Origin of the sequence: Halodesulfurarchaeum sp. (genome assembly GCF_036626455.1) — an archaeon.
Classification (GTDB): Archaea; Halobacteriota; Halobacteria; order Halobacteriales; family Halobacteriaceae; genus Halodesulfurarchaeum.
In genome coordinates this window covers 1-26606 of the sequence record NZ_JAZKRK010000001.1, presented here as the reverse complement: position 1 = coordinate 26606, position 26606 = coordinate 1, and the positions used below count along the sequence as shown (strand labels likewise).

Sequence of the window (26606 nt, the reverse complement as noted above, 5' to 3'; positions counted from 1 at the left end):
AAAACTATACCGAGATTAAGGTGGATAGTGGTAGGATAGTTGGAGACTCGTGTTGGTCCGGCAGGGATATTTGAATTAAGATTAACAGCCTCTCGAAGAATCATCGAGGCCCACGACCTCTCGAAGCAAAACTTCGAGTGCGCGTTGGTCGTCTGATCCGTAAGTGAGGGTGTTTTACCGTACCTCGGGAGGACAGGTTAAGTGGCCGGGGCTCCAAAAGCAGGTGAGTACTGATGGACGAGCGTGATGTTGCCATTCTCAAAGCGATCTCCGACCTCGAAACGGGGAGTCCGGACAAACTCCACGAGGAAACTGGCATTCCCGTTTCGACGATCCATTACCGGCTGAACAACCTCCGGGAAGCAGGGGTGATCGAAAACGACCTCTATGACTTCGACCACGAGGCACTCGGATTGGACGTCACTATCATCCTCGAAGTCCTGGCGGATTATGACGGGACGTCCGAAGAGATGCAGGAGGACCTGTTGGACATCGAAGGTGTCACACAGGTATTTTTCACGATGGGCGAAACCGATTTCATTGTGCTTGCGAGACTTCCAGACTCGGATAGTGTCGAGGGCATTATTGCGGATTTCGAGTCGATCCCGGAAGTCGACCGAACTAACTCGACGTTCGTCGTTTCGACGATGCGTGATGAATCACGAGCCCCCGCGACCTACGATCTCGAAACGCTCACTGGGGCTTTAGTTGACTGAGATATCTGGCCCTGCAAGTTTCCGCTCGACGTACAGCAGGCTCACGAGACCAAACATAATTACGGTATACGAGACCGCCGCGAGTAAGGCGTCATTGACACTTGGATATTCGGACGTTCGGAAAATGATTACTTTCCGCACCATGGCGATAACGCCGGTATAAATCACTAAACGGACGATCTGGCGGGTATCGTTCTGTCTCACATAGGCGACGACCGTTTGATACACTTCAACGATGATGAGCAACAGCAACCCGGTTTCGATGAACCCGATAACGACGAGTGGGTTTGTGATCCCACCTGTTGGAACCGTTAGAGCGATCTGGAAGGCCAAATCGAGGACCCCGATCCCGAAAAGCAGTGCAAACAGTCCCGCAGCGGCCAGTTCGATGACCTGGATGAACGAACTGATTCCTCCCGCAACTCGGTCCGGCCACTCTGCATCGGACGCCGTCTCACTCTCCTCGTTTTTCGTATCGGCCATATGACTGTTCTATGTGGTGATATCGAAGGTAACCCTCGTAAAACATCGGGTCAAGTGCCCCTTCAGATTTGTTTTTGTATTTCTTCTCGGAGTATTTCAGACACGACTTCACCGTCTGCCTTTCCTCGCAACTCGCCCATGGCTTCGCCCATGAGAGCGGAAAAGGCGCCCATTCCGTCCTCTGCTACTTGTGAGCGGTTTCGGTCGAGGACGTCAATGACGGCGTTTCGGACCGCATCCTTGTCGACACCACCCAATCCCGCTGCTTCGATAGCGGCTTGAGCATTTAGGGACGGATCCTCGGCCAGTTCTTCGAGTACCGGTCCGACTCCCTCTTTCGCAAGTTCGCCGTCTGAAACCAACCCAAGGACATCGAGGAAATGACCGGTTCGAAGGCGATCTATCGGAACGTCGTCTCGGCGAAGTTCCGTGGTAGTCGACTCAATCGTTGTCGCAGCGAGTGAGGCATCGACGCCCTGTTCAACAGCCTGTTCGAATGCCGGGAAGTTCCGTCCAAACGCGACTTGATCAGCCAGTCCCGGATCCAGGTCGAACTCTTCGACGTAGCGGTTGACTTTCTCGTCGAGCAATTCGGGTGGTTCGACGGTCGCTGGATCAATTTCGACAGGAGGCACGTCGGTTTCGGGATACATGCGGGCCGCTCCCGGAAGCGGTCGCAAATAGGAAGTCGTTCCATCCTCGTTCGCGTCTCGAGTTTCTTCCGGAACACCCTGTATGGCGGTAACTGCTCGTTCCGCAGCGGCTTCGATAGCGAGTTCTGCGGTTTCGGTTTCGGCCGCCACGATCGCTACCGCGTCGTTTTCGCCAGCATTCACTGCTTCTTCGAGTTCACTCACTTCGGACTCCGTGATTCCGTAGGCTGGCAGTTCGTCCGTGTGGAAAATACCGCCGGCGCCGTTCCGTTTGGCGTGATCCGAGAGCTCAGTTCCAAGTCGACGGTCGGGCTGGATTTCCCACCCGACAACCCCATCGAAGCCAAAGAGCGGCACTGCGTACACGGCACCGTTGGTATCAAGTGCGCTTCGGATGACACCAGACTCACTCTCCGAAAAAACGTCTGTAACCGCTTGCACGTCGCCGACTGATGCCTCCCTGTCCTGGAGTTCGCCGGCAATCTCGAGGAGTTCACCCTGTCGGTCGACTTCGCCCCGAACGATCGCTTCGATCCCATCCAAATCTTGGACCCCTTTGACTTCGACTCGTGCACCTTCTTCGATTGAGACGTTGACGTCCTGGCGAATCGTTCCCAATCCCCGTTTGACTGCCCCGGTCGAGCGGAGTATCATTCCGATTCGCTCGGCTGCTTCACGGGCCTGTTCCGGACTCGAAATATCGGGTTTCGTCCCGATTTCGACGAGTGGAATACCGAGTCGATCGAGTGAAAAAACGACTCCCGATTCCGTCTCCTCGACTCGTCTAGCGGACTCTTCTTCGAGCATCAAGTCCTCGATACCCACCTTTCCATCCTCGGTTTCGATATAACCGTCTGTCGCGATCAGTGAGGTCCGTTGAAATCCGGAGGTGTTCGATCCGTCGATCACGACTTTTCGCATAACATGGGCTTGGTCGACCGGTGTCATTGCCAGGAGTTGGGCTGTTTCGAGCGTTGTTTCGAGTGCCGCCTGGTCCATCGGATGGGGCGGTTCGTCGTCCTCCTCGACGAGACAGGTCGTGTCGTAGCTGAGATATTCGAATTCCCTATCGACCCGACTTTCCTCCAGGGCGGCCTCGTCTATCTCTCCCAACTCACTGGGTGTCGGGTGCAGATATCGATTGAAGCGATGTGCGGCCTCGCTCTCTTCACGTAGCGTCGTTGGGCAACTACAGAAGAGCTTCGAGTCGGTGTCGAGTTGTTGGTGAATCTCGAGACCGGCAACCAGTCCGAGATCCGCGGGGTCGTACCCGGTCATTATGAACCCATCTGAGGGGCAGGGTTAAAATCGTTCAGTCTCAGGCTGATTCTCTGACGCGTTTTTATCTGGGTCCGAATAAATTCCGAGCGCAACGAGAAACCTGTTTTCGACGTCCTCACGAAGTGTATCTGCTCGCCCGTCTGGGATATCGATCGCCTGGGCCCCTTGAGAGACCAAGCCGCCCGAACTGGCGGTGTCCACGACAACCGTTCCGATTTGCCACCGACGCTGGAAAATCGTCCGGCTGTCGATGATCGTTTGCACTCTGAAGTTCGGAACAACGTGGGTTTGTCGCCGCCAGAACCCGTTTCGGGTGACGATATACCCATCTGGAAGCCCCCAGCCCCGATGCTGCCATTTTTTCCGGGCCGCAAACGGGACGAGCGGATACAGAACCACGATCCCGTACCAGGGAATTGGTGTCAACTGCCGACTCACAACCAATGCGATAGCGATCAGTGCAGTAACACCGATTGCATATCGGACGGTGTAGCGGCGGCGGGCTTCCGGGGCTGGGCGTTCGAATTCGAGTTCCCCGAACGCCTCGACATTCCGGGCCAATTCGAGGAGGTCTGCCCGCCTGGCCAGCGGAACGGCCGATTCCGACCCGTTTTCGGCTCCAGGACCGTAACCGGCCGTTTCAATCGACAATGACGCGTAATCGAAGTACCGCATCAGCATGTTTTCTTCGATGACGATAGTCTGGATCTTGTCCTCGGGAACACTCCCATCGTATCGCTGTAGCAATCCTCGTTCATAGCGTAGTTCTTCGCCCACTCTGGTCAGAGTGAACCCGTAGTACCCAATGAACCTGGCAAATGCGCTCATGAGCCAGACGCCAAGGGCAGCGAGTACCAACAGGAAGAACCCAATCCCAAGGAGGACTGCCATCCCCTGGCCCTCGATATACGGGGAAACGAAGGGTGAGAGCGTCGGGACGATCACGAACAAGACCGTGAGCATTCGCGGGTCGAAGGAAAGCAGGCTGTAAAGGACCAGAGACTCGTCATCAAGCGCAAAGAGGGTTTCCGCTTCGGCTTCAGGTGTGGGTCTGGACACCCCCTCTTCGTCGGACTCGGCGGTGGTTTCGGATTCGATTCTTTGCTTTCGAGTCCGTATGCCTTCCTGCAACCGCTTCGCTTCAGCTAATGAGACATACTTGAAGCTTGCCTCGGTCGATTGCCCGCCTGCTGTCTCGATGTCGACCGCGGCGATTCCCAGGGCTCGTTGGACGATCGACCGGGTCATGTCAACGTTTTGGACTCGCCCGAGCGGGATTTCACGCTCACGCCGATACAGAACTCCGGATTCGAGGTTGAGCGTTTCCTCGGTCAGCTCGTACGTGAATACTCGGTATCGAAGGATTTCGTAGCCGATTGCACCCAAACCGAAGAGAACGGCTAACACGAGGCCGAGTGGAACCCAGCGAGGTGCAATATCCATCGCCCGCAACGGCTCCTGGACCATCGAACCCAGCACCGATCCAGCAACCGCCAATCCCAGTGCACGGCCCCCACCGCGGATCGGGACCGAGAGCGGATGGAGCTTAGACGCCATCGTCTGCGTCGTTTTCCCCTGCAAGGGTCCGGAGTTGCTCCTGAAGCGATTCGGCCCGTTCAGGACGAAGGCCGGGGATCGTCACGTCCGCACCACGGGATCCTGCCGTATAGACCACGACACGGCTCAGCCCGATGGTCCGTTCGAGAGGGTTTCGTTGGGTGTCTACGTGCTGCACACGGACATACGGAACCACCGTTCGAACACGGGTCAACACGCCTCTGTGTAGAAAGAGGGCATCAGTTTGGACATCGAATCGCCAAATCCGGTAGCGAAGGTGTGCATGGACGAGCAGCAGACCTGCGACCAGTGCGAATACGAGAACGGCAATGGAGGGCTGGCCCAAATCGAACCAGATGAGACCCCCTGCGACCGCTGCTGCGAGGACCGCGCCTGCGAGCAGGGCTATGAGGCCCCAGATGATCTGGACCCGAGCGTTGAGACGTTCCATAGCGAAACCCGGGCGACCCATCCCCTTGAATGACCGGGTCTTCGAACGAGTCAAACGGCCTTAGTCGGTGAGAATTCCGGGTTCAGTCATCGCAATCGGGTCGATAACTGACTCGGCCTCAGATTCGGTCAGATAGCCACGGTTGACGGCTGCTTCGCGGATCGAAAGCCCCTCTTCGAGAGCCGCTTTCGCGACTTCTGCGGCCGCATCGTACCCAATCGCGGGATTCAAAGCCGTTCCAAGGGCCAAGCTTTGATTGACCTGGTCCGAACATGTCTCCTCATTCGCTTCGAGTTTGGCGACGAAGCGATTCGCGAAGGTTTCGGCCCCGTTCGCAAGCAACCGAGCAGACTGGAGAAAATTCGTCGCGAGAACCGGTTTGTAGAGATTGAGATTCAGTTGACCGCCGGCACCACCCAATGCCACCGTGGCATGGTTCCCCACGATCTGGGCGTGGATCTGGTTTATCGATTCGGCGACTACGGGATTGATCTTTCCAGGCATGATCGATGACCCTGGTTGATTCTCGGGTTGAACGAGTTCGCCAAGCCCATTTCGCGGTCCAGATGCCAGGAGTCTGAGGTCATGCGCGATTTTGTGAAGTGAACCGGAGACAGTTCGAAGCGCACCGTGGGCATGAGCCATTGCGTCGTGCGCCGCCTGCGCTTCGAAGTGATTGTCCGCTTCCTGGAATTCCAGCCAGGTTTCCTCATTGATCGCCTCGACGGCCAGTTCTGGGAAGTCCGGATGGGTATTGAGACCGGTTCCGACGGCAGTGCCTCCAAGTGCAAGTTCGCCAAGTTCCGGTTTGACTCGACCGATTCGGTCCAACCCTTTCTCGATTTGGGTCCGATAACCGCCGAATTCTTGGCCCAACCTGACGGGTGTTGCATCTTGGAGGTGGGTCCGCCCCGTTTTCACCACATCATCAAACGCGGTTTCTTTCTCAGCTAGACGCTGTTCGAGGGTTTTTAGCGCGGGTTCGACGTCGTGTTCGATTGCCTCATAAGCGGCAATATGCATCGCGGTCGGGATCACGTCATTCGAGGACTGTCCGAAATTCACGTGATCGTTCGGATGGACCGACTTGCTCCCGATAGCAGCCCCCATGAGCTCAGCGGCTCGATTGGCAATTACTTCGTTCGCGTTCATATTCGTCGAGGTCCCGGACCCGGTCTGGAAAACGTCTACTGGGAACTGATCGTCGTGTTCGCCGTCGATGACCTCGGTGGCGGCTTCCCGAATCGCAGACGCAGTTTCGGGTGAAATGAGCCCCAATTGTTCGTTGGCCGTCGCGGCCGCTTTCTTGACGATGCCCAGGGCTCGAATGAACCGCCTGTCCATCTGCTGGTTGCTGATTGGGAAGTTCTGTATGGCCCGTTGTGTTTGGGCCCCCCAATAGGCGTCCGATGGCACCGCAATGTCGCCGAGGCTGTCCGATTCGATCCGTTCGTCAGAATCCTCTGTCATGGTGGCCTTTCGTCGACTGCCCACGTAAATCCCGTTGCCGTTCCGCAGACTCAGGTAAACTGATCGAGGCCGGTCTGGACCACGGCCGATTCAATCCGTTCGAACCCACGTTCGACTTCATTTGTCGGGATCTCCCACTGGTCAGTAACGTAGTCCCGGGCTCCGTCCAAATCCGGGTCGATACCCGTATCGAGGTCGTACTCTTCGGTGACGTTCGGGTCCAAAAACAGGTCACGGATACGATCCACATATTCGATATACTCGTCTTCTGCCTCCAGCACTCCCCAGAGGTCGCCATGCTCTTTCACTGCGGTCAAAGCTGTTTTCGGACCGAATCCGTGAATACCGTCGTTGAAATCGGTCCCACAGAGAATTCCGATATCGACGAGTTGGCTCCAGGTGATGTCGTGTTTCTGGAGTGTCGCTTCGAAATCCATCAGTTCGGGGTTGTCACTCGTTGTAAGTTTCCGGAGCGTCAACGGGGCTCCAAGCAGGAGGGTGTCATAATCCTCGCTCCCTGCATAATCGACCGCCGGGTCGTTTCTTGCCATTGCAGCCGCCTGGGCCTCACCCTCCGCGGGCGCTTCGACGACCGGAACATCGAGGAGTTCGAGAACCTGCCGCGTCGTTTCATGAATCACGTCCGTCAATCGCTGGGTTCGCGATTCGAGTCTCGCAGCAGCGATCGGGTCACCCGCTGCTTTCGCTTCTTCCATTTGTGCGACGGCTTCCTCACGTTGCTCCCGTCGCCGCTCGACTTCATCCGATTTGAGTTCCGTTACCCCGCCATCGAAGACGAACACTGGTGTGAGATCGTGCTCGAAGAACTTCGGTACGCCCTGGACGACCCCGATAAGGTTGGCCACTTCCGCTCCGTCCTCGGTGGTGTAGACGTCTTCGTTGGTGAACTTGACCGTCGTCGTGAGATATCGATACAGCCAGTTGTGTGCGTCCACGGCTACGACATCCCCGTCCAACTCGTCGTAGCTGACTTCGGAAAGCACCGCGAGCTGTCGGAGATCAGCAAGCCCCATTGTCCTCCGCTTTGGTCGAGGGGGCCATAGGAATACCGTTCACTGTCTCCGGTGGGGTCCCATCTTCGAGCCAGCTTTCCAAGAGACGTTCATCCTCCTCAGGTAGTTCACGCTGGGCAAAACGTTGTAAGCCGTCTCGATAGGTGGCCGGTTCTCTCGGCCCAGGAAATTTGAGAACGAGCTCGGCAATGCCAGTTTCTCGCCCTGTAAAATGGAATCCCGCCTTGTAGAGGGCCCGATACGCTCGAGGATTGTTGACTGCGATGGTAACCTGGTTGTATCCCCGGTTGAGGAGTGTCTCTTTGACACTCGTGGCGAGGTGTGACCCAAGGGTTTCTCCTTGCCGATCGGATCGGACTGTGAGATACCGAATCCAGGCATGGCTCTGAGTTTCTCGATCCTCGTTGAACGCTGCTGCCGCGACGATTTCGTCCTGATCGTAGACCACGGCTTTCCCAGTTGAACTCATTTCGAATTTGCCGGCATAACTGAACCGTTGCCAGTCAAGGGTTAGCGTTGGCCCTTCTGCCGGCATTCCAAGCACAACGTATTCCATCATCTCGCCGTTAACACGCGACTCATAAGGATTCATCCCCATTATCCGAGTGTGCACGACGTTCCGTATTTCGACCGATTTGCGCCTCTCTACGATCTGCTCCTCCCGGAGACCGACCCAAAACCTCTCGAAAACGGTCTTGGACGGGCCACTGGCCTCATCGAACAAATTGTTGATCTAGGTGGTGGAACCGGTCGGGCTGCCCGGGCTATCGCCCCGGAAACTGTCATTTTCGATGCCAGCCAACCGATGCTCACACAGGCAGATTCCAACGGCTATCCGACTGTTCAAGGCGATGTCCGCTCGCTTCCGCTTACTTCTGAAAGCGTTGATGCCGTCCTTTCCGTGGACGCGATTCACCATCTTCCGGCCCTAGAGACCGTTGCTGAGGAGGTCAACCGAGTACTTCGACCCGGAGGCGTCATCGTCATTCGGGATTTCGATCCGACGACAGTTCGAGGGCGTGGACTTGCGTTTGCCGAACATCTCGTCGGGTTCGAATCAACGTTTTTCTCGGCCCCAAGACTCGCACAAATCCTGGAAGACGCTGGGCTGGAAGCGAAAGTCTTGGATCTCGGGTTTGTGTATACTGTCGTCGGAAAGAAGACGGCATAATCGACACCACTTGTAAACCGTGATCGGTGGCTGCCCTTCAACCGAGATACTGGGCAATACCGAGGGCCTCGACGAGCGAAAGTCCCCCCAAGAGGGCGCCAAGCAGGTATCCCCCTATTGCGCCGCCATTGAGCAAGGGAAGCCCCGCGTGTGGACGACCTTTCATGACGAAATAGAGGAGCGCACCGAGCCCGACGAGCGTCCCGCAGATTGCGCCCGCCGAAGCGAGTTCCACGCCGAGAACTGTCGGCATTTCAAAGAACGTTGCCGCACTGACGACGAGTATCGTGGGGATAACCACGTCGCCCAAGCCGATGAAGAAGGCGTCCCGATCGAGGGGGTCATCAGTTTCGGACCCGGTGGCTGGGTCGGTTTCCTCGGACTCGAATTCGGAGTCCTCATTCGCCATTTCTGCTGCCAGTTCTCGAAACGAGAAGGACAGGGTCGTGGGAATGACGATGAGTACCGGAACTCGGAGTTCCATCACACCTGAGGCAAGTGTGAGCATATGTTCCGTGCCGTACACGCTGATGGCGTCGTATACTGCAAGCGCCGTGAGAAGGAGGAGCACCGGAAACACGTCGAGACTGATCCCGAACAGCGCCGCTGCACCCATACCCATGATGAGCGCGGCCGTGTCTATGACCCACCATTCAGGATAGAACGCCAACCCGACGACGATACCCGCACCTCCGAGAAGCGCTCCCAGATGGAGTGTCCCAGGTTCTCCGACGATTGGAGGGACGAACACGGAGAAAACGTATGCCGAAATGAGCCCACTCGTAAGCACGATAAAGGCTCGGAGGACACGGGTCAGTTCGTATTTCAACAGTGCCAACATACCAACCGTCGCAATTAGCAAAACGCCGATGTAAAACACCGAGTTCGCCGGATTACCCGGGTCCTCGACGGCCTGATACCCGGCGGCGGCAAACGGAGTCTGCAGCCAGAGCGCACCAAGTTGCACCGCAAGGAAAAAGCCCAGCGCACCAAGTAGGGCCAGCCCAACTCGTCGACGGTCACTCATTGTCAGTGATATTGTCGTCCGGTTCTTGGCCCTTCCGTTCTCTCATAGCGAGAAAACAATCAGTCCGCCGCTTCCAGTACAAGACTCAGCGGTCCGGACGCCAGTACAGCGGCTTCTGCACCAGCCCCGCAGGTGATATCGCCTCGCTCGGGGTCACGGCCAGATACGGCTTCGAGGTCGGACCGAAAACGTCCACGACTCGGCCGACTGTGTCGAGATTTTCATCGATCGCGGTCGCCCCAATCGGTGCCGGGTCAGCTGAGGCAGCTCGGAGGACGAGTAGATTGCCAGCGATACGATGAACTGTGCCAAGACGGTCCATCAGTCTCGAAGGGCCTGGACGTAGGCGGCAACGCCCTGAAGCAGGTCACTTTTCCCCGAATCATCGGCATTGGACACAGCCACCCGGCCGGTTTCCTCTCGGTGACTCCGTGGATAGGCCACATCGGGTTCGATCAGCGCGTCGTACCCGACCTGTCGGACCGCTTCTGCTATCTCATCGACGGTGGGCTCGCTGACCGCAAGCGATTCCGGCACCCTGCGCCCCTCGCTTCGAGAACGATCGGCGTCGAAATAGGCCGGCCAGATGATGTTTTCCACCATGTTGGTTGGATTAGCCCACCCATCGGGTAAACATTGACGGACCACTGGCACAGGTGGCGGGCTGATAGCGAACGTGGAGCCTATATTAGCGACCCTCCTATGGTGAGTATGAAATCCGGGTTCCGGACTGCGTGGGTTCTTGTCGGATTGCTCGTTTTGTCTCTCGTTTTCTCGCCGGTTGCGGTCGCACAAGCGGAATCTTCCTCATCAGGTCTTGCGCCAGCAGAACATGGACCGCTTCTCGAAAATCGGGCTGCAACGGATTCAGTCAGAGTACAGCATACCGATGCGGAAAAACTCTCAGCGACGGATTCAAAAGATCAGTTGGTGCGGCAGTTCATCTTCGAACGAAAACCTGCGGAACCAGGAGTTATTGCCGCAGAAATGCGATTCGATATCCCTGACCAGATTGTCGAACTGACCTCCGAAATCCCGGATTCGGCCTCTGTGACTGCTGCTGATGGGTTCGAACCAACTGGGGATGGCAATTACTCCTGGGACGGTGATACGGTCGACCCGTCGATTAGACTCTCGCTTTCGGTCAACAGGACTGGTGCGTATCATCTCAAATCTGCAGCGAGGGGTCAAGTGACCGAAACATTTGGAGCGAAGAGCCAAGCGACCGAAACGGAACCGGGTCTCATGTTCGTGGATACTGGTGACTGGGCAATTGCTTCAGTCCCACCTGCGGGTGTCTACTGGTCAGCATACGAGAGCGATCCCACCGTGTCGTTTGCCAGTGAAACAGCCGTCGCTGGGTCGGGAGTGGCCGGGGATCGGATGGTCTTTCTCGGAACTCATACGAAAGCAACGCGGTCAATCGACGGTCAATCAGTGTCAGTGGTGGTCCCCGAGGCGGCGACGCTAGAGTCCTCCACTGTGGATATTCTGGGCTATTTCGAGGCTGCTTCGCCACACCTTCCGAACAGTCCGGTTCGTCGAAGTGTCGTCATCGCCGCCCCAACGTCGGTCGATTGGGGGCCCTATGGATTGGCGGACCGTACCGATACGTGGATACGAGCCGATCAACCAATCGACGAACCAGGGTCCATCTGGCTCCACGAATTCGTTCACCTCCGTCAGAACTTCACGACCGCCACCGATGCTCGCTGGATTCGTGAGGGGATGCCGGAGTTTTATGCCGCATTGCTGACGCTCGAACAGGGACATATCGATTTCGAGGCTTTCAGTGGCCACCTTGACCGGGGCACACAATCGCGATACGAAGACGTCGTTCTTTCCCGGCCGGACACGTGGACATCACTTGCCAATTATGCGAAAGGGGCATTGGTCTACGGAACCCTCGACAGACGAATCCGACTCGACTCTGAACAAACCGTTTCGGCGAGGGCGGTTTTCGAGTCAATGAACGAACACGATCAACCAATCGATCAAGCGTATTTGGATTCAGCGGTTTCCGACCTTGCCACTGATGAAACGAGGAGGGACGTGGAGGGGTACATAACGACGACTCAAACGCCTGAAATGTGGTCCCAAACTGCTCATCAGGCGGCTTTCGGTGCAGCACCGCCGGATATCAATGCGAGTATCGGCTCACTTGACATTACGGGGCCGTATCGAAACGATACCGTTGACATCATTCCGGTCTTGGTCCCCGGCGAGACGGTATCAGTTCCCATCACGATTACTAATGAAGGGGAGGAAACCGGGAGCTACGAACGGATACTGATACTCAACGAGACAGTCGTGGCGACCACAAGTGGCTCATTGGATGGCGGTGAATCAACGAGCGTTTCGCTGGCCCATACGATTGCGGAACCTGGCCCTAAAACACTCACGACGGGAGCTACACCATGGAATTTCAGCGTCAAGGAGCCAGCTACGCCGGTCGTAACGGAACTCACCGTTTCAGAAGCTGCGGTGGAAGTAGACTCGGAGGTGACCATCTTCACCACGGTCCTAAACGAGCGATCATGGCCGGCAACGGGAATGGTTCCGATCACAATTGATGGAACCCCACTGAAGGAATGGGATATTCGTTTGACTGGGGGTGAAGCGGTCGAACGAACCGCTTCAGCCACGTTTGAGAAGGCTGGAACGTACCAAATCTCTGCTGGAACCGAAACAGTCACGGTTACGGTTACAGATCCGTCCAAAACAACGTCCGGAGTTCCACCCGACTCACAATCCCCTCTCACACCCACCTCCTCGACGATGGGTAGTAAAACAGCGACAGAAACGCCTGGCTTCACTGCGGGGTCGTTTTTCATTGCCCTCGCTTGGTTAGGGGCTTGGTTCGTTCGCAAAAACCAATGAGAAAACGACCACAAATCCACAAGTTTTATACAGTATCACAATTCTACCTTTCAGTGACGCATGTCAGGATCTGACTCCCAGCGGATGCGCGGCGGACAGCCGGTATTTATCCTCGACGAGGATGCCGAACGAACACAAGGAAAAGACGCTCGAACGAGCAATATCACTGCCGGGGAGGCAATCGCCGAATCCGTCAGGACAACACTTGGCCCGAAAGGGATGGACAAAATGCTCGTCAGCGATGGTGGCGACGTCGTCATTACCAACGATGGCGCGACCATCTTAGACGAGATGGATATCGAACACCCGGCCGCACAGATGGTGACAGAGGTCGCCGAGTCCCAAGAGGAGTCTGTCGGGGATGGCACCACTAGTGCAGCCATTCTGGCTGGCCAGCTTCTGTCTGAAGCCGAGGACTTTATCGAGGACGAAATCCATCCGACGACTATCGTCGAAGGGTTCTCCCAAGCACGTGACATCGCTCTCGAGGCTCTCGACGAGCAGATTCTCGACGTGGACATCGATGACGATGTGCTTACCGATATTGCCCGCTCCGCGATGACGGGGAAAGGGACGGGTGGCATTACGGCCGAAACCCTCGCCGAAAGTATCGTGTACGCTGTTGGGCAGGTCGAATCCAACGGAACCATTCACGACGAAAACATCCAGATCGTGGCACAACCTGGGGAATCCTCGAGTGCAACTGAGGTCGTCGACGGAGTTATCATCGACGAAGAGCCCCTGCGCGATGACATGCCGCGATCGGTCGATGACGCAACAGTCGCAGTCATCGACACCGATCTCGACACTCGGGAAACCGAAGCCGACATCGAGTATGACGTTCAATCCGCCGATCAACTCGATTCAGCCATCGCCAACGAACAGCGCGAACTGCGGCAATACGCCGATTCGCTTGCTGATGCAGGCGTCGACGTCGTCTTCGTCACTGGCGACATCGCCGATATGACTGCCGGATTCCTCGCAAATGACGGGATCCTGGCTTTCGATTCGCTCAGTAGTGACGATGCGGACGCAGTGCTTCGAACGACGGGCGCCAACCGACTGGCGACCGTCGATGATATCGAATCCGAAGATCTCGGTCAGGTCGACAGTATTGCGGTTGAACGGTACGGGGAAGACGAACTGCTCTTCGTCTCCGGTACCACCCAGGCAGACGCAGTCACGCTGTTTGTTCGGTCCGGAACCGAACACGTTCTCGACGAACTCGAACGAGCCGTTGGAGACGGTGTTGATGCGGTTATCGCCGCAGCAGAAACGGGGGGTGTCGTGCCCGGTGCTGGTTGCACAGAGATTCAGCTCGCGACTGCCGTGCGCTCGGCCGCTGCTGGAATAGAAGGTCGTGAACAGCTGGCAGTTGAGGCGTTTGCCGACGCACTTGACTCGATTCCGAGAACAATCGCCGAAAATACGGGCATGGATCCCATTGACGCGCTCGTCGAAGTTCGGGCCGCCAACGAAGATGGCCGCGGTGGAATTCTGGCTCGTGCGGAACGCGGGACCGTCGGAGATCCGGTCGAACAGGGTGTCCTCGACCCGGCCACGGTCAAACGAGAAGTCTTGTCCTCCGCAACAGAGGCCGCGACAATGATCGTCCGTATCGACGACGTAATTACGGCCGAATAACTTTCGGAGGCCGGGGCTCAACTCGAATACCCACCGGCTTCCCCCGATGTTTCTTTGGGCTGTCGCTCATAGACTTGTATATGACCCTAGGGTCTCGAGTTGAACTCACCGAGTCCCACGGGAGTTGGGCGGTATCGTTCGCTCGACGGGTTATCGAATCAGTCGTCAAAACAGGAAATCCGCCTCCGAAACCTGAGGATGTCGACGGCGTGTTCGAAATAGAACGAGGGGCGTTTGTGACACTTCGAAAGAACGGGCGACTCCGTGGTTGCATTGGACGGCCGACCCCGGAACAATCGGCTATCAAGGCGATTCGTGCGGCGGCAGTTGAAGCCGCGACAAATGACCCACGATTCCCGCCGGTGAGCGAATCAGAACTTTCAACGGTCACAGTAGAGGTGAGCATTTTGACGCCGCCAAAGGAGGTTACGCCGGTCGACTCGGAGGCCATTACTGTCGGTCAAGACGGACTAATCGTCCAACGAAACGACCGGAGTGGATTATTGTTGCCTCAAGTTCCGGCCGATCAGTCTTGGGATGCCGAAACGTTTCTTACCAAAACCTGCAAGAAGGCGGGTCTGCAGGGCGATTGTTGGCAGCAACCGGATACGACCGTTCTCCAATTTCGGGCGCAGGTGTTCGAAGAAACTGAACCAAACGGTCCGATCGAACGAGTTGGCCTGACCGAACAACAGAACTAACTCACACCATACCCACCATGAGTTCCCACAGATCACCGGCCGTCGCCGGCCAGTTTTATGCTGGAACAAAACCGGCCCTGGAAGAACAGATCGAAGCGGCATTCGAACATCCGGTCGGGCCCGCCTCGGTCCCAGCTGTTAGTACTGACGGTGACCCGCCGCTGGGATTGATTTCACCACATGCCGGCTATCCGTATTCTGGGCCAGTCGCTGCACACGGTTTTTCGCAACTGGCGACCACTGGCCGACCTGAAGTTGCCATTATCGTTGGCCCGAATCATGGTAGGCGAGGGCGCCCCCTGGCCATTTCAGGGGCCACACGGTGGGAAACACCACTTGGAACAGTCACTGTCCACGATGACCTTCGGGAGCGTCTTTCGTCCGCACCCGGCGTCGAAATCGACGAGTCGACGCATGCGGGTGAACATTCACTCGAAGTGCAGGTACCGTTCCTCCAGTATCTCTACGATGATCAGGTCCCGATCCTTCCGATCGTGATGAGTCGACAGGACCAGACACATGTCGACCGACTCACCTCGGCGCTTTTAGAATCAGTAACAGATTGGAGTGAAGTGGTCATAATTGCCTCCACTGACCTGACTCACTACGAACCTGCTGAACGGGCCCACCGGGATGACGAGGCTATTAGAGGGGCTATTGAATCCCTTGATGTGGCGTCTGTTATGGATGCAAAGCAATCAGGACATAGTATGTGCGGACCCGGACCCACTGCTGTGACGCTTGCGGTCGCCCGTGAGCAACAAATCGATAGTGGAACTGTGCTTTCGTACGCAACAAGTGGAGAGACAGGCGGGGATATGGATTCAGTCGTGGGCTACGTTTCGGCAGTTATGTGATTGCATGTGGTCATCTCTTGTTCCGGGCCAGATCAGCGCCTTTATAAGATTTTCTCCGTGCTAATAACGCATGCACGTCTCGCGTCGGAGATTTCTTTCCGCTGGGTCCATAACAACGGTCGGAGCCCTTGCCGGGTGTCTGGGTGGCAACTCCACAGGACCTGACGAACCACTTTCAACCCCCGTCAAAGGTGCTGCGGAAGCCCCAGTCACCGTCGAATCGTTCGAAGACTTCACCTGCAAATTCTGTCGACAGTTTGCCCTCGAGATTCTGCCCCAAATCGAAGCGAATTATATCGAGCCCGGGACAGTTCGGTTTATTCGACACGATTTCCCATTCTTGGACGAGGAGTGGTCATGGAAAACAGCATATGCAGCACGAGCTGTCCAAGATATGCAGGGGCAGGAAGTGTTTTACGAGTACGTCGATCTCCTGTACCAGAACTTCGACTCGTACAGTATAGAGTTGTTTGGTAATCTGGCTGAATCGGTCGGTGCTGATCCGGAAACAGTCCGAACCGCTGTGGCCGATGAGCGGTATCTTCAGACCTTGGAGGCCGAGAAATCACTCGGTGAGGAGACGGATGTAACCAAGACGCCGACTGTTCTGGTTGACGGGGAGCGCCCAGAATCGCCACGCTACGAGGACGTTGCAGCAGCGATCGACGCCAAAATCCAATGATACCGACCGGAGATTGAAGATCGTCCCATACCAAAATTACCCAATGCCGGAGAACCCATGGGCTTCGTTCCCCTCACAAACCAGCGTTCCTGATTCACTTTCGGAATTGCGCGCTGACATTCCCCCGCTTAGTGACCGGATGTATTTCAATTGGGGAGCAAGTGGCCCAAGTCCCCGAACGGTCGTTTCTGCGAGCAACGCCGTACTTGAATATCATGAGTTCCAGGCCCCAGCGGGGGCTGGGATGTACCCGGTCGCTGACGAGATTTTCGAGAGTGCCCGTGAGTCCATTGCGGATCTTCTGGGCGTATCCACCGCAGAAATTGCACTTACCCAGAGTACGACGGAGGGAATCAATCGGATCGCGACATCGATTGATTGGGACCCAGGGGACGTGATCGTGACAACCGACCTGGAACACGCTGCCGGTCGGTTACCATGGACCCGTCTCGAAGCGGCTGCTGGGATCGACGTTCGCGTCCTTGAAACCGATCAGGGGCAAATCGACCTTGAAGCTCTCGAACAAGCGGTTCGAGACGCCGAACTCCTCTGTGTCAGTGCTATTGACTGGATCTATGGGCGGACTCATCCCGTTAGGGAGATGGTACAGATCGCTCACGAGCACGACGCCTTGGCGCTCGTGGATGCCGTTCAGGCACCTGGGCAACGTCCCGTGGATCTTCATGACTGGAACGCGGATTTCGTTGCAGGGGCCGGTCATAAATGGGTGCTCGGCCCTTGGGGGGCCGGATATCTGTATGTATCCGAAACGGTAACTGAAACCCTCGAGCCGATTCACGTGGGGTATCGAAGTGTTTCGGAGGCATCTGGTGGCCGGTACGAATTTTATGATGAGGCCAAACGGTTCGAACTCGGAACGATGAGTCCAGGTCCGTTCGCCGGCTTGCAAACGGCGATCGAGACCATTCAGCAGGTTGGGATCGATGCCATTCACGAACAGATCCAATCGCTTCGATCCCGATTTGTCGACGAAATCCCCCACGACCGACTTAGAAGTCCTCCTGAATCTCCAACTGGACTGATAACCATTCAGGCTTCGAACCCTGAATCGGTGGTTGAGCAATTTGACTCGAACGACATCTCGGTTAGGGCCCTTCCGCTTCCCGATTCGATCCGCGTCTCTATACACGCCATGAACACCGAGGCCGAAATCGACGCCCTCCACTCCGCGCTTCACGCAACCTGGGAATAGTGGTGCTAATCAGGAGATGCCCCCAAATCAAGCGGTGGTATTGTGCGCCCATTACAAAACCCATAAGTAACGTGGCCAGGTACGAGGACGTGAAATGAGCGAAACATCTGAGAAGATCGAGCAGATACGAGAGCAAAAACGATCTGAAATCGAACAGGAAAACGAAAACCTAACTGACACAGAGGGAATCGCCGAGGAGGCTCCTGCCGAACCCGTTCATATCCGGTCAGCAGATCATTTCCAGGAGGTTACGAACACGTATGATGTCGTGCTCGCTGATTTCCACGCTGAATGGTGTGGACCATGCAAGATGCTCGAACCAGTTGTCGAGGAACTCGCCGAGGAGACGAATGCTGCCATGGCGAAGGTAGATGTCGACGATCTGCAGGGATTGGCCCAAGAACATCGCGTTCAGGGCGTCCCGACGATGATTCTGTTTTCAGACGGTGAAATAGCCGAACGGATCGTCGGCGTCCGGGAGAAAAGCGATATTCTGCGTCTGATTCACCGGGAAGGCGGCGCCTAACAAGGCCTTTTTCGAAAATAGAGCGTTCAAGTTACCGGTGGTGGTGATTCGGTACTATCCGAACCCTCACCGTATTTCTCCCTGAACCGCCCGACGAGATATCCGATTTGTGCGTACCAATCGTTGAGTTTCGTCTGCATTTCGTCCCCGATTTCGTCCGGATTCGTGATTCGATAGACGTGATAATACCCGCCACGATCGTAATTCACCTGCTCTTTTTGGACTAACCCGAACTGTAGGAGTCGTTGAATCGATCGATACACGGTCGACCGTTCCCGATCGACGGTCGACGCTAGCTCGTCGATTGTCAGGGGTTCTGCAGTATCGGCAAGCACATTAAAACACTCGCGGTCGAGTGCATTAAGGTCGTAGAGACACTCGAGAAGAGTCTCACATTCGAGGTCTTGCTCAAGATGACGGTTTAGTGCCTCGACCATTCAGTTACTAGTTAGACGGGTGGTTACTAAAGTCTTGCTCGGTAATTCCAATATTACACATAACCCTTTCACCCCGACACTGCCCCTTTGAGGACCTTTGCTGCCGTCAGGACCGGGTCCCACGTCGGCCCAAATGGAGGTGCATACGATAAATCAAGGGCCTGAAGCTCTGCAACCGTCATCTCTCCATGAAGTGCGGTTGCAATCGTATCGATCCGCTTTGGAACCCCCTCTGAACCGACCATACTGGCGCCGAGTACCCGACCCGAGTGTTGGTCTGCAACCAACGTCACCGTAATTGGCGAGCCGCCAGGATAATAACCGGCTCGTGACCGGGTTGTGATCGTCCGAGACACAGGATCAAAACCGACGTCTCGGGCCCGCTCCATATCGATGACCCCAGTTCTCGCTGCTTGCTTGTCGAATGCTTTGACCGCGGCGGTTCCAACAATAGCGCCTACGGGTGTTGGCGTCCCGGTTACTGTTTGTCCCACAGCTCGACCAGCCCTGTTCGCTGTCAACGCAAGTGGAACATGTGTTGGTTCGTCGGTCACCACATGGGTCATCTCGGCACAATCGCCCGCTGCATACACATCTGGAGCTGAGGTTCGTCCGTTTTCGTCAATGGCAATCGCCCCGGTTTGTCCGATTTCGATGTCTGCTGTCTCGGCCAGGGCCGAATTTGGTTGCACGCCGGTTCCCAGAAGAACCATATCAACCGAAACAGTGTCTTCTGGGGTACGGACTCCCGTCACCGTTGTATCACCCTCGAACCCTTCGACAGGTGTCCCCAGATGGAGGGAAACCCCTTGATCAGTTAACTCCTCGGCGACAGCCTCGCCGACTGCCCCACCGAATGGCTCCAAAACCTGGGGCAGCATTTCGAACAGATGGACCGATACTCCCCGTTCTCGGAACGCCTCGGCCATTTCGACGCCCACGTATCCCCCTCCGACGATACCAACTGAATCCAGGTCAGACCGATCGGAAAATCGTTTTTTGACCGATTTGCCATCGGCCATGTCATGCAGTGTAAAGATATCTGGGAGTTCGGCTCCATCGATAGGGGGGACTATCGCGCTCGCCCCGGTTGCAATCAAGAGGTTTCCATAGGGTTGTTCGAAGGTTTCCTTCGGCCCGTCGACCGTGATCCGTTTCGAATCAGTGTCGATTGTGACTACTTCATGGTTGGTTCGAAGATCAATATCCCGTTCGTCACGGAATTCTGTGGGCGTAACCGATACGAGATCGTTCAAGGAGTCAATATCGCCCTTAACGTAGTACGGGAGCCCACAGGCCCCGTAGGAAACCCACTCTCCCTTCTCGAAAACGACGATGTCCCGATCGGGCGCTTCCCGTCTCGCTTTGCTCGCTGCGCTCATCCCGGCAGCGTCTCCCCCAATGACGACAAACGGAGCGTTCATGCCTGAGGAGAGCGGGACATCGGCAATAAGTATTGTGCTGGTCTACCAATACTCGATGAAGTCGCCTCGAACGTCTCATCCAGTCCAACCTTGGAAGGATTGGATACGAGACGGCACCGACTATCTACCTGGTGAGGTCTCGAACGGCGATATCCCTATTCTTCGTCTTTCAAATCTCGGCGAAGCGGCGCTTTGAGATCGAGGACAGGAGACCCATCAAGCATATCTACACCCTGCACCTTGATGTTCGTTCCTGATAGATCAGTAACTGTACAAGTAGTGATGACGATCGGATTCGGACGGGCTGGTGACCGGGAATTGAACACCCCACGGTCCGAAACTTTATCTAGCACTCGGAGGGACCTGTCTGCTTCGTCGGCGTACCAGACAACAACAATATCGTATCCAACTTCGATTCCTTGCAGCGCCGATTCGTATTCCGGGTCGATTTCGATTGTTCCGGAAATATCAGCTTTGACCGCTTGACTCGGCGCTTCGTCGGTCGTTTTGATCGGAGTTGAAACACTCCCAATTGGCGTTATTTCGATCATGGTTAGTATTTGTGAGGACCCCACTCAGCCGTTTTGATCGAAAGAAGCGGTGGGATTGGCCACATTGCAAAATTTTTTTTATAACCCAAAGACAAAATATTGATTGGCAAAGTTTTTCATACACCATGCACTATTGTCTATTGTAATGCCAGAAAACACTGACTCCGAGACGCCACGGTTTGCGCTCATTGGGGACCGGTTCCCCGACCTGACTGTGGAAACGACCCACGGAACGTTCAGTCTCCCTGAGGATTTCGAAGGCGAATGGCTCGTTCTGTTTAGTCATCCGGGTGACTTCACCCCGGTCTGCACGACCGAGTTCTCCGCCTTCGAACAGCGTCGCGAAGAATTCGAGGAGATGAATGCGAACCTGATGGGGCTGTCGGTGGACCGGATTCACTCCCATATCAAGTGGACGGACTGGATCGAGGAGGAACTCGACATCGACATCGGCTTCCCGGTTATCGCCGACGAAACCGGCCGAATCGGAACCGAACTCGGGATGATCCATCCGGGTGATGGCACGAGTACCGTTCGGGCGGTATTCCTCGTCAATCCCGAAGGTGTCATTCGACAGATCCTCTACTACCCCAAAGAGATCGGTCGAAACATCGACGAGATCCTTCGTTCACTGGAAGCCCTCCAGTACAGTAACGCTGAAGGCGTTGCGACCCCGGCAGACTGGCCGAACAACGAGCTGTTCGGTGACAAGGTCCTGCTTCCGCCTCCTGGAACCGACGACGAGGCAGACGCGCGTCTCGAAGAAGCCGAGGAGAAAGGCTACGACGCAAAGGACTGGTGGTTCACGCTCCGAGACCGGTAATTCTTCAGTCTCTGAGTTCCCTACCGTTGTAGCAGTGAAATTTTGGTCCAAACGTTTTCTATCGTGCCCGTCCTCATACATGTATGACCGATTCGCCCCAAAGCCTCTTCTGGCATCGTCGGGACCTCCGGACAATCGATAACGTCGGTCTCGAACAGGCAACCGAAAACGGGAGGGTACTTCCAGTGTTTGTCCTTGATCCCAATTTGCTATCGATGGCTGGAACGGCCCGAACCGGATTTTTGCTTGCCTCGCTTTCCTCCCTACAGCAAACCTATCGAGAAATGAACACGGATCTCCTCGTTCGCCGAGGCGATCCAAAGGAGATAGTTCCCGCCCTCGCAGACAAGTTCGACGCTAAGACTGTTACCTGGAATCAGGACCATTCCAAAGTTGCACGAGAACGTGATGGGGCCGTCCGGGATGCACTCCCAACGGACATTATAACCGAATCACCTGTCGATATGACTCTCCACGAGCCTGGGTCTATCCGGACGAACGCGGGGGAGTATTATTCGGTGTTTTCGTATTACTTCAAAAAATGGAGTGATCGCCCGAAAGATACGCCAGCAGCACAACCGTCTCAGCAGGACTTCGCAAGCTATGACACAACAGATATCATGGACCTCATAGACCCACCCAGAGAGTCCATTCCACTACCTGCAGGCCGGAGGGCGGCCGAAGACAGGCTCGCGTCGTTCCTTGACGGCCCGATTTACGAGTATGCCGAGTTGCGGGACAAACCAGCAGCGGAAGGCTCATCTCGACTGTCTCAAGACCTTTCAATGGGACTGCTCGGGATCAGGGAAGTTTTCGAAGGAACTGCACGTGCCAAATCAGCCGTGGAGGCGGAGACCCCACGAGAGTCCGTCACTGAATTCCAACGCCAACTTGCCTGGCGTGATTTTTATATCCAAGTACTCGATGCCCACCCGAACACAGTCTCGGAAAACTTCAAAAGCTACGAGAATCAGATCGAATGGCGAGACGAGCCCGGGCATTTCACGGCCTGGACCGACGGCAAAACGGGCTACCCAATTGTCGATGCGGGAATGCGTCAGCTACAGGCCGAATCGTACATGCACAATCGGGTTCGGATGCTCGTCGCCTCGTTTCTCACAAAAGATCTCCAACTCGATTGGCGAAAGGGGTACCAGTGGTTCCGCACCCACCTTCTGGACCACGAAACGGCAAACGACGTTGCTGGATGGCAGTGGGCCGCTTCCACGGGGACGGACGCCCAGCCGTATTTTCGGGTTTTTAATCCGATGACACAGGGTGAACGGTATGATCCTGAGGCCGAGTATATCACCTCCTATATTTCAGAACTTGCGGGAGTCGATCCCGAAACCATTCACTCCTGGCATGAACTCGATCGAGACCAACGTCAATCAGTGGCACCCGACTATCCGGGCCCAATTGTCGATCATCAAACGCGACGCAAATCTGCCATCGAGATGTTCAAACGGGCACGAGGTGACGATTCCTAACTCGAAATATTGCATGCCTGATTCGGGTATCTCGTGGCCTTGCATGCCTCCTCGGAAACGTTTATCCGGGTTCCGGACCATGTTATATGTGGTGTACTCCCAATGAGTGAACATTCAAATCCGGAGCTGCCGGAACTGCCATACGACTACGACGCCCTCGAACCACACATCTCAGAACAAGTCCTCGAGTGGCACCACGACACCCACCATCAGGGCTACGTAAATGGGCTCGAGAGCGCTGAAGAAACCCTGTCCGAGAATCGTGCCGCCGACGAAACGGCGGGCACGCAAGGGGCCCTTCGGTCGGTCAGTCACAACGGTTCGGGCCACTACCTCCACACGATGTTCTGGGAGAACATGTCACCCAATGGAGGCGGGGAACCCGATGGAGAACTCAGAGAGCGTATCGAAGCGGACTTTGGATCCTATCAGGCCTGGAAGCAGGAGTTCAAGGAGGCAGCCGGGTATTCGGCCGGGGGCTGGGCACTCTTGGTCTATGACCCGGTGGCCAAGCAGCTCCGGAACCTCGCCGTTCAGAAGCACAACGACGGCGCTCTGTGGGGCTCGCATCCGATCCTCGCACTCGACGTCTGGGAACACTCCTACTACTACGATTACGGTCCTGCGCGCGGTGACTTCGTCGATGCCTTCTTTGAGGTAATCGATTGGGACAACGTCGCGGAGAATCTCACGACGGTCAGTTCGCGGGTCGAGTAACCGACCGGCATCCTTACAAGCCCGACAACCACGTTATCGGGCATGCCAGTCCCGAAAGCTGAATTCGAAACCTTTCATCCAGCGACCTTTTATCGGCCAGACGAGTTGCTGGAACTCGACCAGATGTATACCGTCTATGAAATAGCCAGACTCCTCCAGGAACTCGATCCGGACGCCGAATTAGACCCGGAGTCAGAAGGTGTGCTGCTAGATTGGGCGATTCCCTGGATCATGGTAAATGCAGATGAACTCCTAGTGGCAGAACCTCGTGCTGACGATGAGCCTGGGTTCTACGGTCTCGCCGAAGAGTAAGAGTGGGAACGTCCCTTTCACGAGGTTCGGACCGCCGCCCTCCGCTATTCTTTCACATGCGTCCAGCGAAACACAACCGTTAAACGGAGCAGGGAAATACGTTTGTTTGCACGCTCCGATCGTGTAGTCCGGCCAATCATATTGCCCTCTCGAGGCAATGACCTGGGTTCAAATCCCAGTCGGAGCATTCTGCGACGAACGAAGGTGAGGAGCGAATGCGACCGGGTTTGAACCCTATCAGTCGCGCGCAGCGAACGGAGTGAGTGAGTCCGTCTGATTTCGGTTCAAATCCCAGTCGGAGCATTCTGCGACAGATTTTTGCGAGGAAGCGAAACGCGCAATGTAGCCCTCAATCCTTACACAGCGCTTGACCAAACGTTTTCGATGGATCGTTGAACTCGATATGGCGGAAATCCCACCAATCTGCCAAGGGCGGTTTGTATGTGACGAACCATCAGCGTTCGCCTGAGAGAAGGCCATTTCCTCTCCAATTACGGACAAAAAGAGTCCGGCAAACTGGCTTGAGGAATTCGAATGAAAACATGATCAATACAAAGACTTTGATGTATTGGGTGTATCTAATGAGTATACAGCATCTGACCATGCAAAGAGAACCCTGTTGGTAATCAGGCGACCCGACAAATGAGTTGCAAATGAAACGCCCCACATTGAAAATCGGATCAAACCCCGCCATCGAAACAATCCTCCTGATGGCGCTTATTTCGGTTTTTGCATGGCTCGGTCGAGCGATCGGATTTTTCGAACCGTTCGTCCTCCAACCCCCGATAACCGATGGCTGGTGGCAACTTCCATTGAGCGTGTATGCCCACAGTTCCCCGACACACTTTTTGGCGAATGCGGTTGTCGTCCTCGTCGCAGGTGGAATTATTTCGATTAAAGCAACACCACTCCGTTTCCACATTTTCTTTCTTCTTACAGGAGTTATCTCGGGCACGGCAAACGTTCTTGTCCCTGGCGTGTCCGGCGAGTCGGTTGCCATTCTCGGCGCAAGTGGCGCTGCCTTCGGGCTTGTCGGCTATCTTCTCGTCTCGAATGCAGTGTCAGCACGTTTGTTCGGCCGTACATCGTCGCGAGTGGCTGTGAGCGTGTTTCTCGCGCTCGCCCTCTGGTTGACACTCGTCTCGAGTGGCGTGAATGTTGGGAATCTGGCGCACTTTAGTGGGATTATTATCGGCGGAATCGCGGGCTATTTCAATATTTTACGAAGCAAACGATTGGTACCTAGTTCTTCAAGTTGAAAATACGGTGTAATCCAATAATAGGAGTGATGGAATCATGTAGCCGACTGATTTTGACCATTCCACCGACTTTCGGGAGATTGGGAGAAAATCCATCAATCATGTTTTCAAGTTGGAATCGGTGCGTGACACTACCCGATTTTCGACAAACTCTCCCCAGTCCTCATGGATGCTGAAGTGTAACCGATACTCGATTCGACAATCGGCATCAAAGCACTCGGTCCCAGTTAGCCAGCGTTCCATACGAGTGACCGACGACGAGTTTGACAAACCACACCCCGAGCCCGCTACAATGAGGCAGATTGTTGAGTTGGGCTCGCCCTAAAGGATACCTCGAACCATCTCAGTTGGGCACAGGTGGTATCCTCGTCCGAACGGTAAATTAAGTATGGGAGTGATCCAATTCTGGGCCGATCAGACCGGGTATGGAGATGCATTCGAACGGATTGACACGCGGATCGCCGCGGTGATGCAAAAGTGGAGTTTGCCGATGGTACAAACGGCTATCGGTGTCGTCTTCATCTGGTTTGGCGCGCTCAAAATAATCGGTATTTCACCTGCTGCTGAGCTCGTTGAAAAGACGGTGTACTTCTTCCCACCAGAGGTATTCGTCCCGATACTCGGCGTCTGGGAGGTGTTGATCGGTCTGTTCTTCCTTTACCGCCCGCTGGTCCGTCTCGGTATCTTGCTGCTCTTCTTACAGCTACCGGGAACGTTCCTCCCCATTATCTTGCTTCCAGACGTTGTATTCACGACATTCCCCTACGGCCTCACCGTTGAGGGACAGTACATCGTCAAGAATCTCGTCATCATTGGCGCAGCTCTCGTCCTCGGGGGGTCACTTGCCAGTGATGAGTGACGGGCTTGAACCGCTTCAGAGAGATTACGGTCTGCCCGATTTCGACAGGGAAGATTTTTCGGCCATAGACATATGTTTCACCGAAGTCTGACCGATGCAAGGGTTCTATTCATCACCTTGCATTTGATCGCACATCTTTTCTCGATTAACGTGGTTCACCCACGGAGAGTGCTTACCTAATCCAAGAAGTTTGCGACAACTTCTTGGTCTGGCTGACCCGATTTGTGCAGAAGTTGATGGAGAAGTGTCGGTTGTTTCTTGAGACTGTAAGTCGTTGGTTCGTTTGTTATCCGAGCAGGTCCTGGATTACTCGAACCCCGGTTTCAAGCTCTTTACCGACAGCAGCGACAAGGCCAAAGGCCCGAACCTGAGCCGGGCTCATTCCCAA

Annotated in this window: 28 protein-coding genes and 1 tRNA gene; 16 read left to right on the top strand and 13 right to left on the bottom strand. The window is 55.4% G+C overall.

The window, feature by feature from the left end; all coding sequences use genetic code 11:
• The first annotated feature begins 233 nt into the window (after positions 1 to 233).
• Entirely contained in the window at positions 234 to 716 is a 483-nt protein-coding gene (locus V5A26_RS00145; protein WP_332319994.1) for an Lrp/AsnC family transcriptional regulator, read from the top strand.
• On the opposite strand, the gene V5A26_RS00140 is transcribed toward V5A26_RS00145, so the two are convergent.
• The 7 genes from V5A26_RS00140 to V5A26_RS00110 all read right to left on the bottom strand — a co-directional run bounded on the left by V5A26_RS00140 (position 705) and on the right by V5A26_RS00110 (position 8201).
• Positions 705 to 1199 carry a phosphate-starvation-inducible PsiE family protein gene (locus V5A26_RS00140; protein ID WP_332319993.1) on the bottom strand — a complete coding sequence of 165 codons (495 nt, stop codon included), beginning with the start codon at positions 1197 to 1199 and terminating at the stop codon, positions 705 to 707. The genes V5A26_RS00145 and V5A26_RS00140 overlap by 12 nt on opposite strands.
• Positions 1200 to 1261: 62 nt before the next feature.
• Entirely contained in the window at positions 1262 to 3130 is a 1869-nt protein-coding gene (gene gatE, locus V5A26_RS00135) for a Glu-tRNA(Gln) amidotransferase subunit GatE (RefSeq protein WP_332319992.1), read from the bottom strand.
• A gap of 24 nt (positions 3131 to 3154) precedes the next feature.
• A complete protein-coding gene (locus V5A26_RS00130) occupies positions 3155 to 4690 on the bottom strand; it encodes a PH domain-containing protein (protein WP_332319991.1) in 1536 nt (511 codons plus the stop codon).
• Positions 4680 to 5141, bottom strand: a complete 462-nt coding sequence (locus V5A26_RS00125; protein ID WP_332319990.1) for a PH domain-containing protein — start codon at positions 5139 to 5141, stop codon at positions 4680 to 4682. Before V5A26_RS00125 ends, V5A26_RS00130 begins: the two co-directional genes overlap by 11 nt.
• Before the next feature lie 60 nt (positions 5142 to 5201).
• Positions 5202 to 6611 (bottom strand): class II fumarate hydratase, encoded by a 1410-nt coding sequence (locus V5A26_RS00120; protein WP_332322151.1) that lies wholly within the window; start codon positions 6609 to 6611, stop codon positions 5202 to 5204.
• Between the two features lie 50 nt (positions 6612 to 6661).
• Positions 6662 to 7645: a flap endonuclease-1 gene (gene fen / locus V5A26_RS00115; protein WP_332319988.1), complete on the bottom strand. Its 984-nt coding sequence runs from the start codon at positions 7643 to 7645 to the stop codon at positions 6662 to 6664.
• The gene (locus tag V5A26_RS00110) at positions 7632 to 8201 is read right to left on the bottom strand and encodes a GNAT family N-acetyltransferase (RefSeq protein ID WP_332322150.1); all 570 of its coding nucleotides are present in this window, start codon (positions 8199 to 8201) and stop codon (positions 7632 to 7634) included. Before V5A26_RS00110 ends, fen begins: the two co-directional genes overlap by 14 nt.
• 51 nt (positions 8202 to 8252) lie before the next feature.
• Between V5A26_RS00110 and V5A26_RS00105 the strand changes: the two genes are divergently transcribed.
• Positions 8253 to 8816, top strand: coding sequence for a class I SAM-dependent methyltransferase (locus V5A26_RS00105; RefSeq protein WP_332319986.1), 564 nt, complete (start codon positions 8253 to 8255; stop codon positions 8814 to 8816).
• Positions 8817 to 8853: 37 nt separating this feature from the next.
• On the opposite strand, the gene V5A26_RS00100 is transcribed toward V5A26_RS00105, so the two are convergent.
• From V5A26_RS00100 to srp19, 3 genes are all read right to left on the bottom strand, one after another.
• Complete coding sequence (locus V5A26_RS00100) at positions 8854 to 9843, bottom strand: presenilin family intramembrane aspartyl protease PSH (RefSeq protein WP_332319985.1); 990 nt, start codon at positions 9841 to 9843, stop codon at positions 8854 to 8856.
• An 85-nt stretch (positions 9844 to 9928) separates the two neighbouring features.
• Positions 9929 to 10165, bottom strand: a complete 237-nt coding sequence (locus V5A26_RS00095) for an H/ACA ribonucleoprotein complex subunit GAR1 (protein WP_332319984.1) — start codon at positions 10163 to 10165, stop codon at positions 9929 to 9931.
• A complete protein-coding gene (gene srp19, locus V5A26_RS00090) occupies positions 10165 to 10446 on the bottom strand; it encodes a signal recognition particle subunit SRP19 (protein WP_332319983.1) in 282 nt (93 codons plus the stop codon). Before srp19 ends, V5A26_RS00095 begins: the two co-directional genes overlap by 1 nt.
• Before the next feature lie 108 nt (positions 10447 to 10554).
• On the opposite strand from srp19, the gene V5A26_RS00085 reads away from it, so the two are divergent.
• From V5A26_RS00085 to V5A26_RS00055, 7 genes are all read left to right on the top strand, one after another.
• Positions 10555 to 12723 carry a hypothetical protein gene (locus V5A26_RS00085; RefSeq protein WP_332319982.1) on the top strand — a complete coding sequence of 723 codons (2169 nt, stop codon included), beginning with the start codon at positions 10555 to 10557 and terminating at the stop codon, positions 12721 to 12723.
• 60 nt (positions 12724 to 12783) lie between these two features.
• On the top strand, positions 12784 to 14367 hold the full coding sequence (thsA, locus tag V5A26_RS00080) for a thermosome subunit alpha (protein ID WP_332322149.1): 1584 nt from the start codon (positions 12784 to 12786) through the stop codon (positions 14365 to 14367).
• Positions 14368 to 14447: 80 nt separating this feature from the next.
• A complete protein-coding gene (gene amrA / locus V5A26_RS00075; protein ID WP_332319980.1) occupies positions 14448 to 15068 on the top strand; it encodes an AmmeMemoRadiSam system protein A in 621 nt (206 codons plus the stop codon).
• A 17-nt stretch (positions 15069 to 15085) separates the two neighbouring features.
• The gene (amrB, locus tag V5A26_RS00070) at positions 15086 to 15925 is read left to right on the top strand and encodes an AmmeMemoRadiSam system protein B (protein ID WP_332319979.1); all 840 of its coding nucleotides are present in this window, start codon (positions 15086 to 15088) and stop codon (positions 15923 to 15925) included.
• Positions 15926 to 15995: 70 nt separating this feature from the next.
• Complete coding sequence (locus tag V5A26_RS00065; RefSeq protein ID WP_332319978.1) at positions 15996 to 16607, top strand: DsbA family protein; 612 nt, start codon at positions 15996 to 15998, stop codon at positions 16605 to 16607.
• A gap of 43 nt (positions 16608 to 16650) precedes the next feature.
• Positions 16651 to 17820: an aminotransferase class V-fold PLP-dependent enzyme gene (locus V5A26_RS00060; RefSeq protein WP_332319977.1), complete on the top strand. Its 1170-nt coding sequence runs from the start codon at positions 16651 to 16653 to the stop codon at positions 17818 to 17820.
• Between the two features lie 94 nt (positions 17821 to 17914).
• On the top strand, positions 17915 to 18346 hold the full coding sequence (locus tag V5A26_RS00055; protein WP_332319976.1) for a thioredoxin family protein: 432 nt from the start codon (positions 17915 to 17917) through the stop codon (positions 18344 to 18346).
• 26 nt (positions 18347 to 18372) lie between these two features.
• Here the strand turns inward: V5A26_RS00055 and V5A26_RS00050 are convergent, their stop codons facing one another.
• From V5A26_RS00050 to V5A26_RS00040, 3 genes are all read right to left on the bottom strand, one after another.
• Positions 18373 to 18783 (bottom strand): helix-turn-helix domain-containing protein, encoded by a 411-nt coding sequence (locus V5A26_RS00050; protein ID WP_332319975.1) that lies wholly within the window; start codon positions 18781 to 18783, stop codon positions 18373 to 18375.
• 68 nt (positions 18784 to 18851) lie between these two features.
• On the bottom strand, positions 18852 to 20207 hold the full coding sequence (locus V5A26_RS00045; RefSeq protein WP_332322148.1) for an FAD-dependent oxidoreductase: 1356 nt from the start codon (positions 20205 to 20207) through the stop codon (positions 18852 to 18854).
• Between the two features lie 155 nt (positions 20208 to 20362).
• Positions 20363 to 20758, bottom strand: coding sequence for an SAM-dependent methyltransferase (locus V5A26_RS00040; protein WP_332319973.1), 396 nt, complete (start codon positions 20756 to 20758; stop codon positions 20363 to 20365).
• A gap of 145 nt (positions 20759 to 20903) precedes the next feature.
• On the opposite strand from V5A26_RS00040, the gene V5A26_RS00035 reads away from it, so the two are divergent.
• The 7 genes from V5A26_RS00035 (at position 20904) to V5A26_RS00005 (ending at position 26218) form a co-directional block, all read left to right on the top strand.
• Positions 20904 to 21581 (top strand): peroxiredoxin, encoded by a 678-nt coding sequence (locus V5A26_RS00035; protein ID WP_332319972.1) that lies wholly within the window; start codon positions 20904 to 20906, stop codon positions 21579 to 21581.
• A gap of 83 nt (positions 21582 to 21664) precedes the next feature.
• Positions 21665 to 23071 carry a cryptochrome/photolyase family protein gene (locus tag V5A26_RS00030; protein ID WP_332319971.1) on the top strand — a complete coding sequence of 469 codons (1407 nt, stop codon included), beginning with the start codon at positions 21665 to 21667 and terminating at the stop codon, positions 23069 to 23071.
• Positions 23072 to 23173: 102 nt separating this feature from the next.
• Positions 23174 to 23788 (top strand): superoxide dismutase, encoded by a 615-nt coding sequence (gene sod / locus V5A26_RS00025; protein ID WP_332319970.1) that lies wholly within the window; start codon positions 23174 to 23176, stop codon positions 23786 to 23788.
• 42 nt (positions 23789 to 23830) lie between these two features.
• Entirely contained in the window at positions 23831 to 24100 is a 270-nt protein-coding gene (locus V5A26_RS00020) for a DUF5827 family protein (RefSeq protein WP_332319969.1), read from the top strand.
• Between the two features lie 112 nt (positions 24101 to 24212).
• A tRNA-Glu gene (locus V5A26_RS00015) sits at positions 24213 to 24287 on the top strand.
• A 466-nt stretch (positions 24288 to 24753) separates the two neighbouring features.
• Positions 24754 to 25359 carry a rhomboid family intramembrane serine protease gene (locus tag V5A26_RS00010; RefSeq protein WP_332319968.1) on the top strand — a complete coding sequence of 202 codons (606 nt, stop codon included), beginning with the start codon at positions 24754 to 24756 and terminating at the stop codon, positions 25357 to 25359.
• Positions 25360 to 25747: 388 nt separating this feature from the next.
• The gene (locus tag V5A26_RS00005; protein ID WP_332319967.1) at positions 25748 to 26218 is read left to right on the top strand and encodes a hypothetical protein; all 471 of its coding nucleotides are present in this window, start codon (positions 25748 to 25750) and stop codon (positions 26216 to 26218) included.
• Positions 26219 to 26606 lie beyond the last annotated feature (388 nt).

Coding starts and splice junctions, on each gene's coding strand:
- V5A26_RS00145 (WP_332319994.1), top strand. CDS start 234: ATGGACGAGCGTGATGTTGCCATTCTCAAAGCGATCTCCGACCTCGAA.
- V5A26_RS00140 (WP_332319993.1), bottom strand. CDS start 1,199: ATGGCCGATACGAAAAACGAGGAGAGTGAGACGGCGTCCGATGCAGAG.
- gatE (WP_332319992.1), bottom strand. CDS start 3,130: ATGACCGGGTACGACCCCGCGGATCTCGGACTGGTTGCCGGTCTCGAG.
- V5A26_RS00130 (WP_332319991.1), bottom strand. CDS start 4,690: ATGGCGTCTAAGCTCCATCCGCTCTCGGTCCCGATCCGCGGTGGGGGC.
- V5A26_RS00125 (WP_332319990.1), bottom strand. CDS start 5,141: ATGGAACGTCTCAACGCTCGGGTCCAGATCATCTGGGGCCTCATAGCC.
- V5A26_RS00120 (WP_332322151.1), bottom strand. CDS start 6,611: ATGACAGAGGATTCTGACGAACGGATCGAATCGGACAGCCTCGGCGAC.
- fen (WP_332319988.1), bottom strand. CDS start 7,645: ATGGGGCTTGCTGATCTCCGACAGCTCGCGGTGCTTTCCGAAGTCAGC.
- V5A26_RS00110 (WP_332322150.1), bottom strand. CDS start 8,201: ATGGAATACGTTGTGCTTGGAATGCCGGCAGAAGGGCCAACGCTAACC.
- V5A26_RS00100 (WP_332319985.1), bottom strand. CDS start 9,843: ATGAGTGACCGTCGACGAGTTGGGCTGGCCCTACTTGGTGCGCTGGGC.
- V5A26_RS00095 (WP_332319984.1), bottom strand. CDS start 10,165: ATGGACCGTCTTGGCACAGTTCATCGTATCGCTGGCAATCTACTCGTC.
- srp19 (WP_332319983.1), bottom strand. CDS start 10,446: ATGGTGGAAAACATCATCTGGCCGGCCTATTTCGACGCCGATCGTTCT.
- V5A26_RS00085 (WP_332319982.1), top strand. CDS start 10,555: ATGAAATCCGGGTTCCGGACTGCGTGGGTTCTTGTCGGATTGCTCGTT.
- thsA (WP_332322149.1), top strand. CDS start 12,784: ATGTCAGGATCTGACTCCCAGCGGATGCGCGGCGGACAGCCGGTATTT.
- amrA (WP_332319980.1), top strand. CDS start 14,448: ATGACCCTAGGGTCTCGAGTTGAACTCACCGAGTCCCACGGGAGTTGG.
- amrB (WP_332319979.1), top strand. CDS start 15,086: ATGAGTTCCCACAGATCACCGGCCGTCGCCGGCCAGTTTTATGCTGGA.
- V5A26_RS00065 (WP_332319978.1), top strand. CDS start 15,996: ATGCACGTCTCGCGTCGGAGATTTCTTTCCGCTGGGTCCATAACAACG.
- V5A26_RS00060 (WP_332319977.1), top strand. CDS start 16,651: ATGCCGGAGAACCCATGGGCTTCGTTCCCCTCACAAACCAGCGTTCCT.
- V5A26_RS00055 (WP_332319976.1), top strand. CDS start 17,915: ATGAGCGAAACATCTGAGAAGATCGAGCAGATACGAGAGCAAAAACGA.
- V5A26_RS00050 (WP_332319975.1), bottom strand. CDS start 18,783: ATGGTCGAGGCACTAAACCGTCATCTTGAGCAAGACCTCGAATGTGAG.
- V5A26_RS00045 (WP_332322148.1), bottom strand. CDS start 20,207: ATGAACGCTCCGTTTGTCGTCATTGGGGGAGACGCTGCCGGGATGAGC.
- V5A26_RS00040 (WP_332319973.1), bottom strand. CDS start 20,758: ATGATCGAAATAACGCCAATTGGGAGTGTTTCAACTCCGATCAAAACG.
- V5A26_RS00035 (WP_332319972.1), top strand. CDS start 20,904: ATGCCAGAAAACACTGACTCCGAGACGCCACGGTTTGCGCTCATTGGG.
- V5A26_RS00030 (WP_332319971.1), top strand. CDS start 21,665: ATGACCGATTCGCCCCAAAGCCTCTTCTGGCATCGTCGGGACCTCCGG.
- sod (WP_332319970.1), top strand. CDS start 23,174: ATGAGTGAACATTCAAATCCGGAGCTGCCGGAACTGCCATACGACTAC.
- V5A26_RS00020 (WP_332319969.1), top strand. CDS start 23,831: ATGCCAGTCCCGAAAGCTGAATTCGAAACCTTTCATCCAGCGACCTTT.
- V5A26_RS00010 (WP_332319968.1), top strand. CDS start 24,754: ATGAAACGCCCCACATTGAAAATCGGATCAAACCCCGCCATCGAAACA.
- V5A26_RS00005 (WP_332319967.1), top strand. CDS start 25,748: ATGGGAGTGATCCAATTCTGGGCCGATCAGACCGGGTATGGAGATGCA.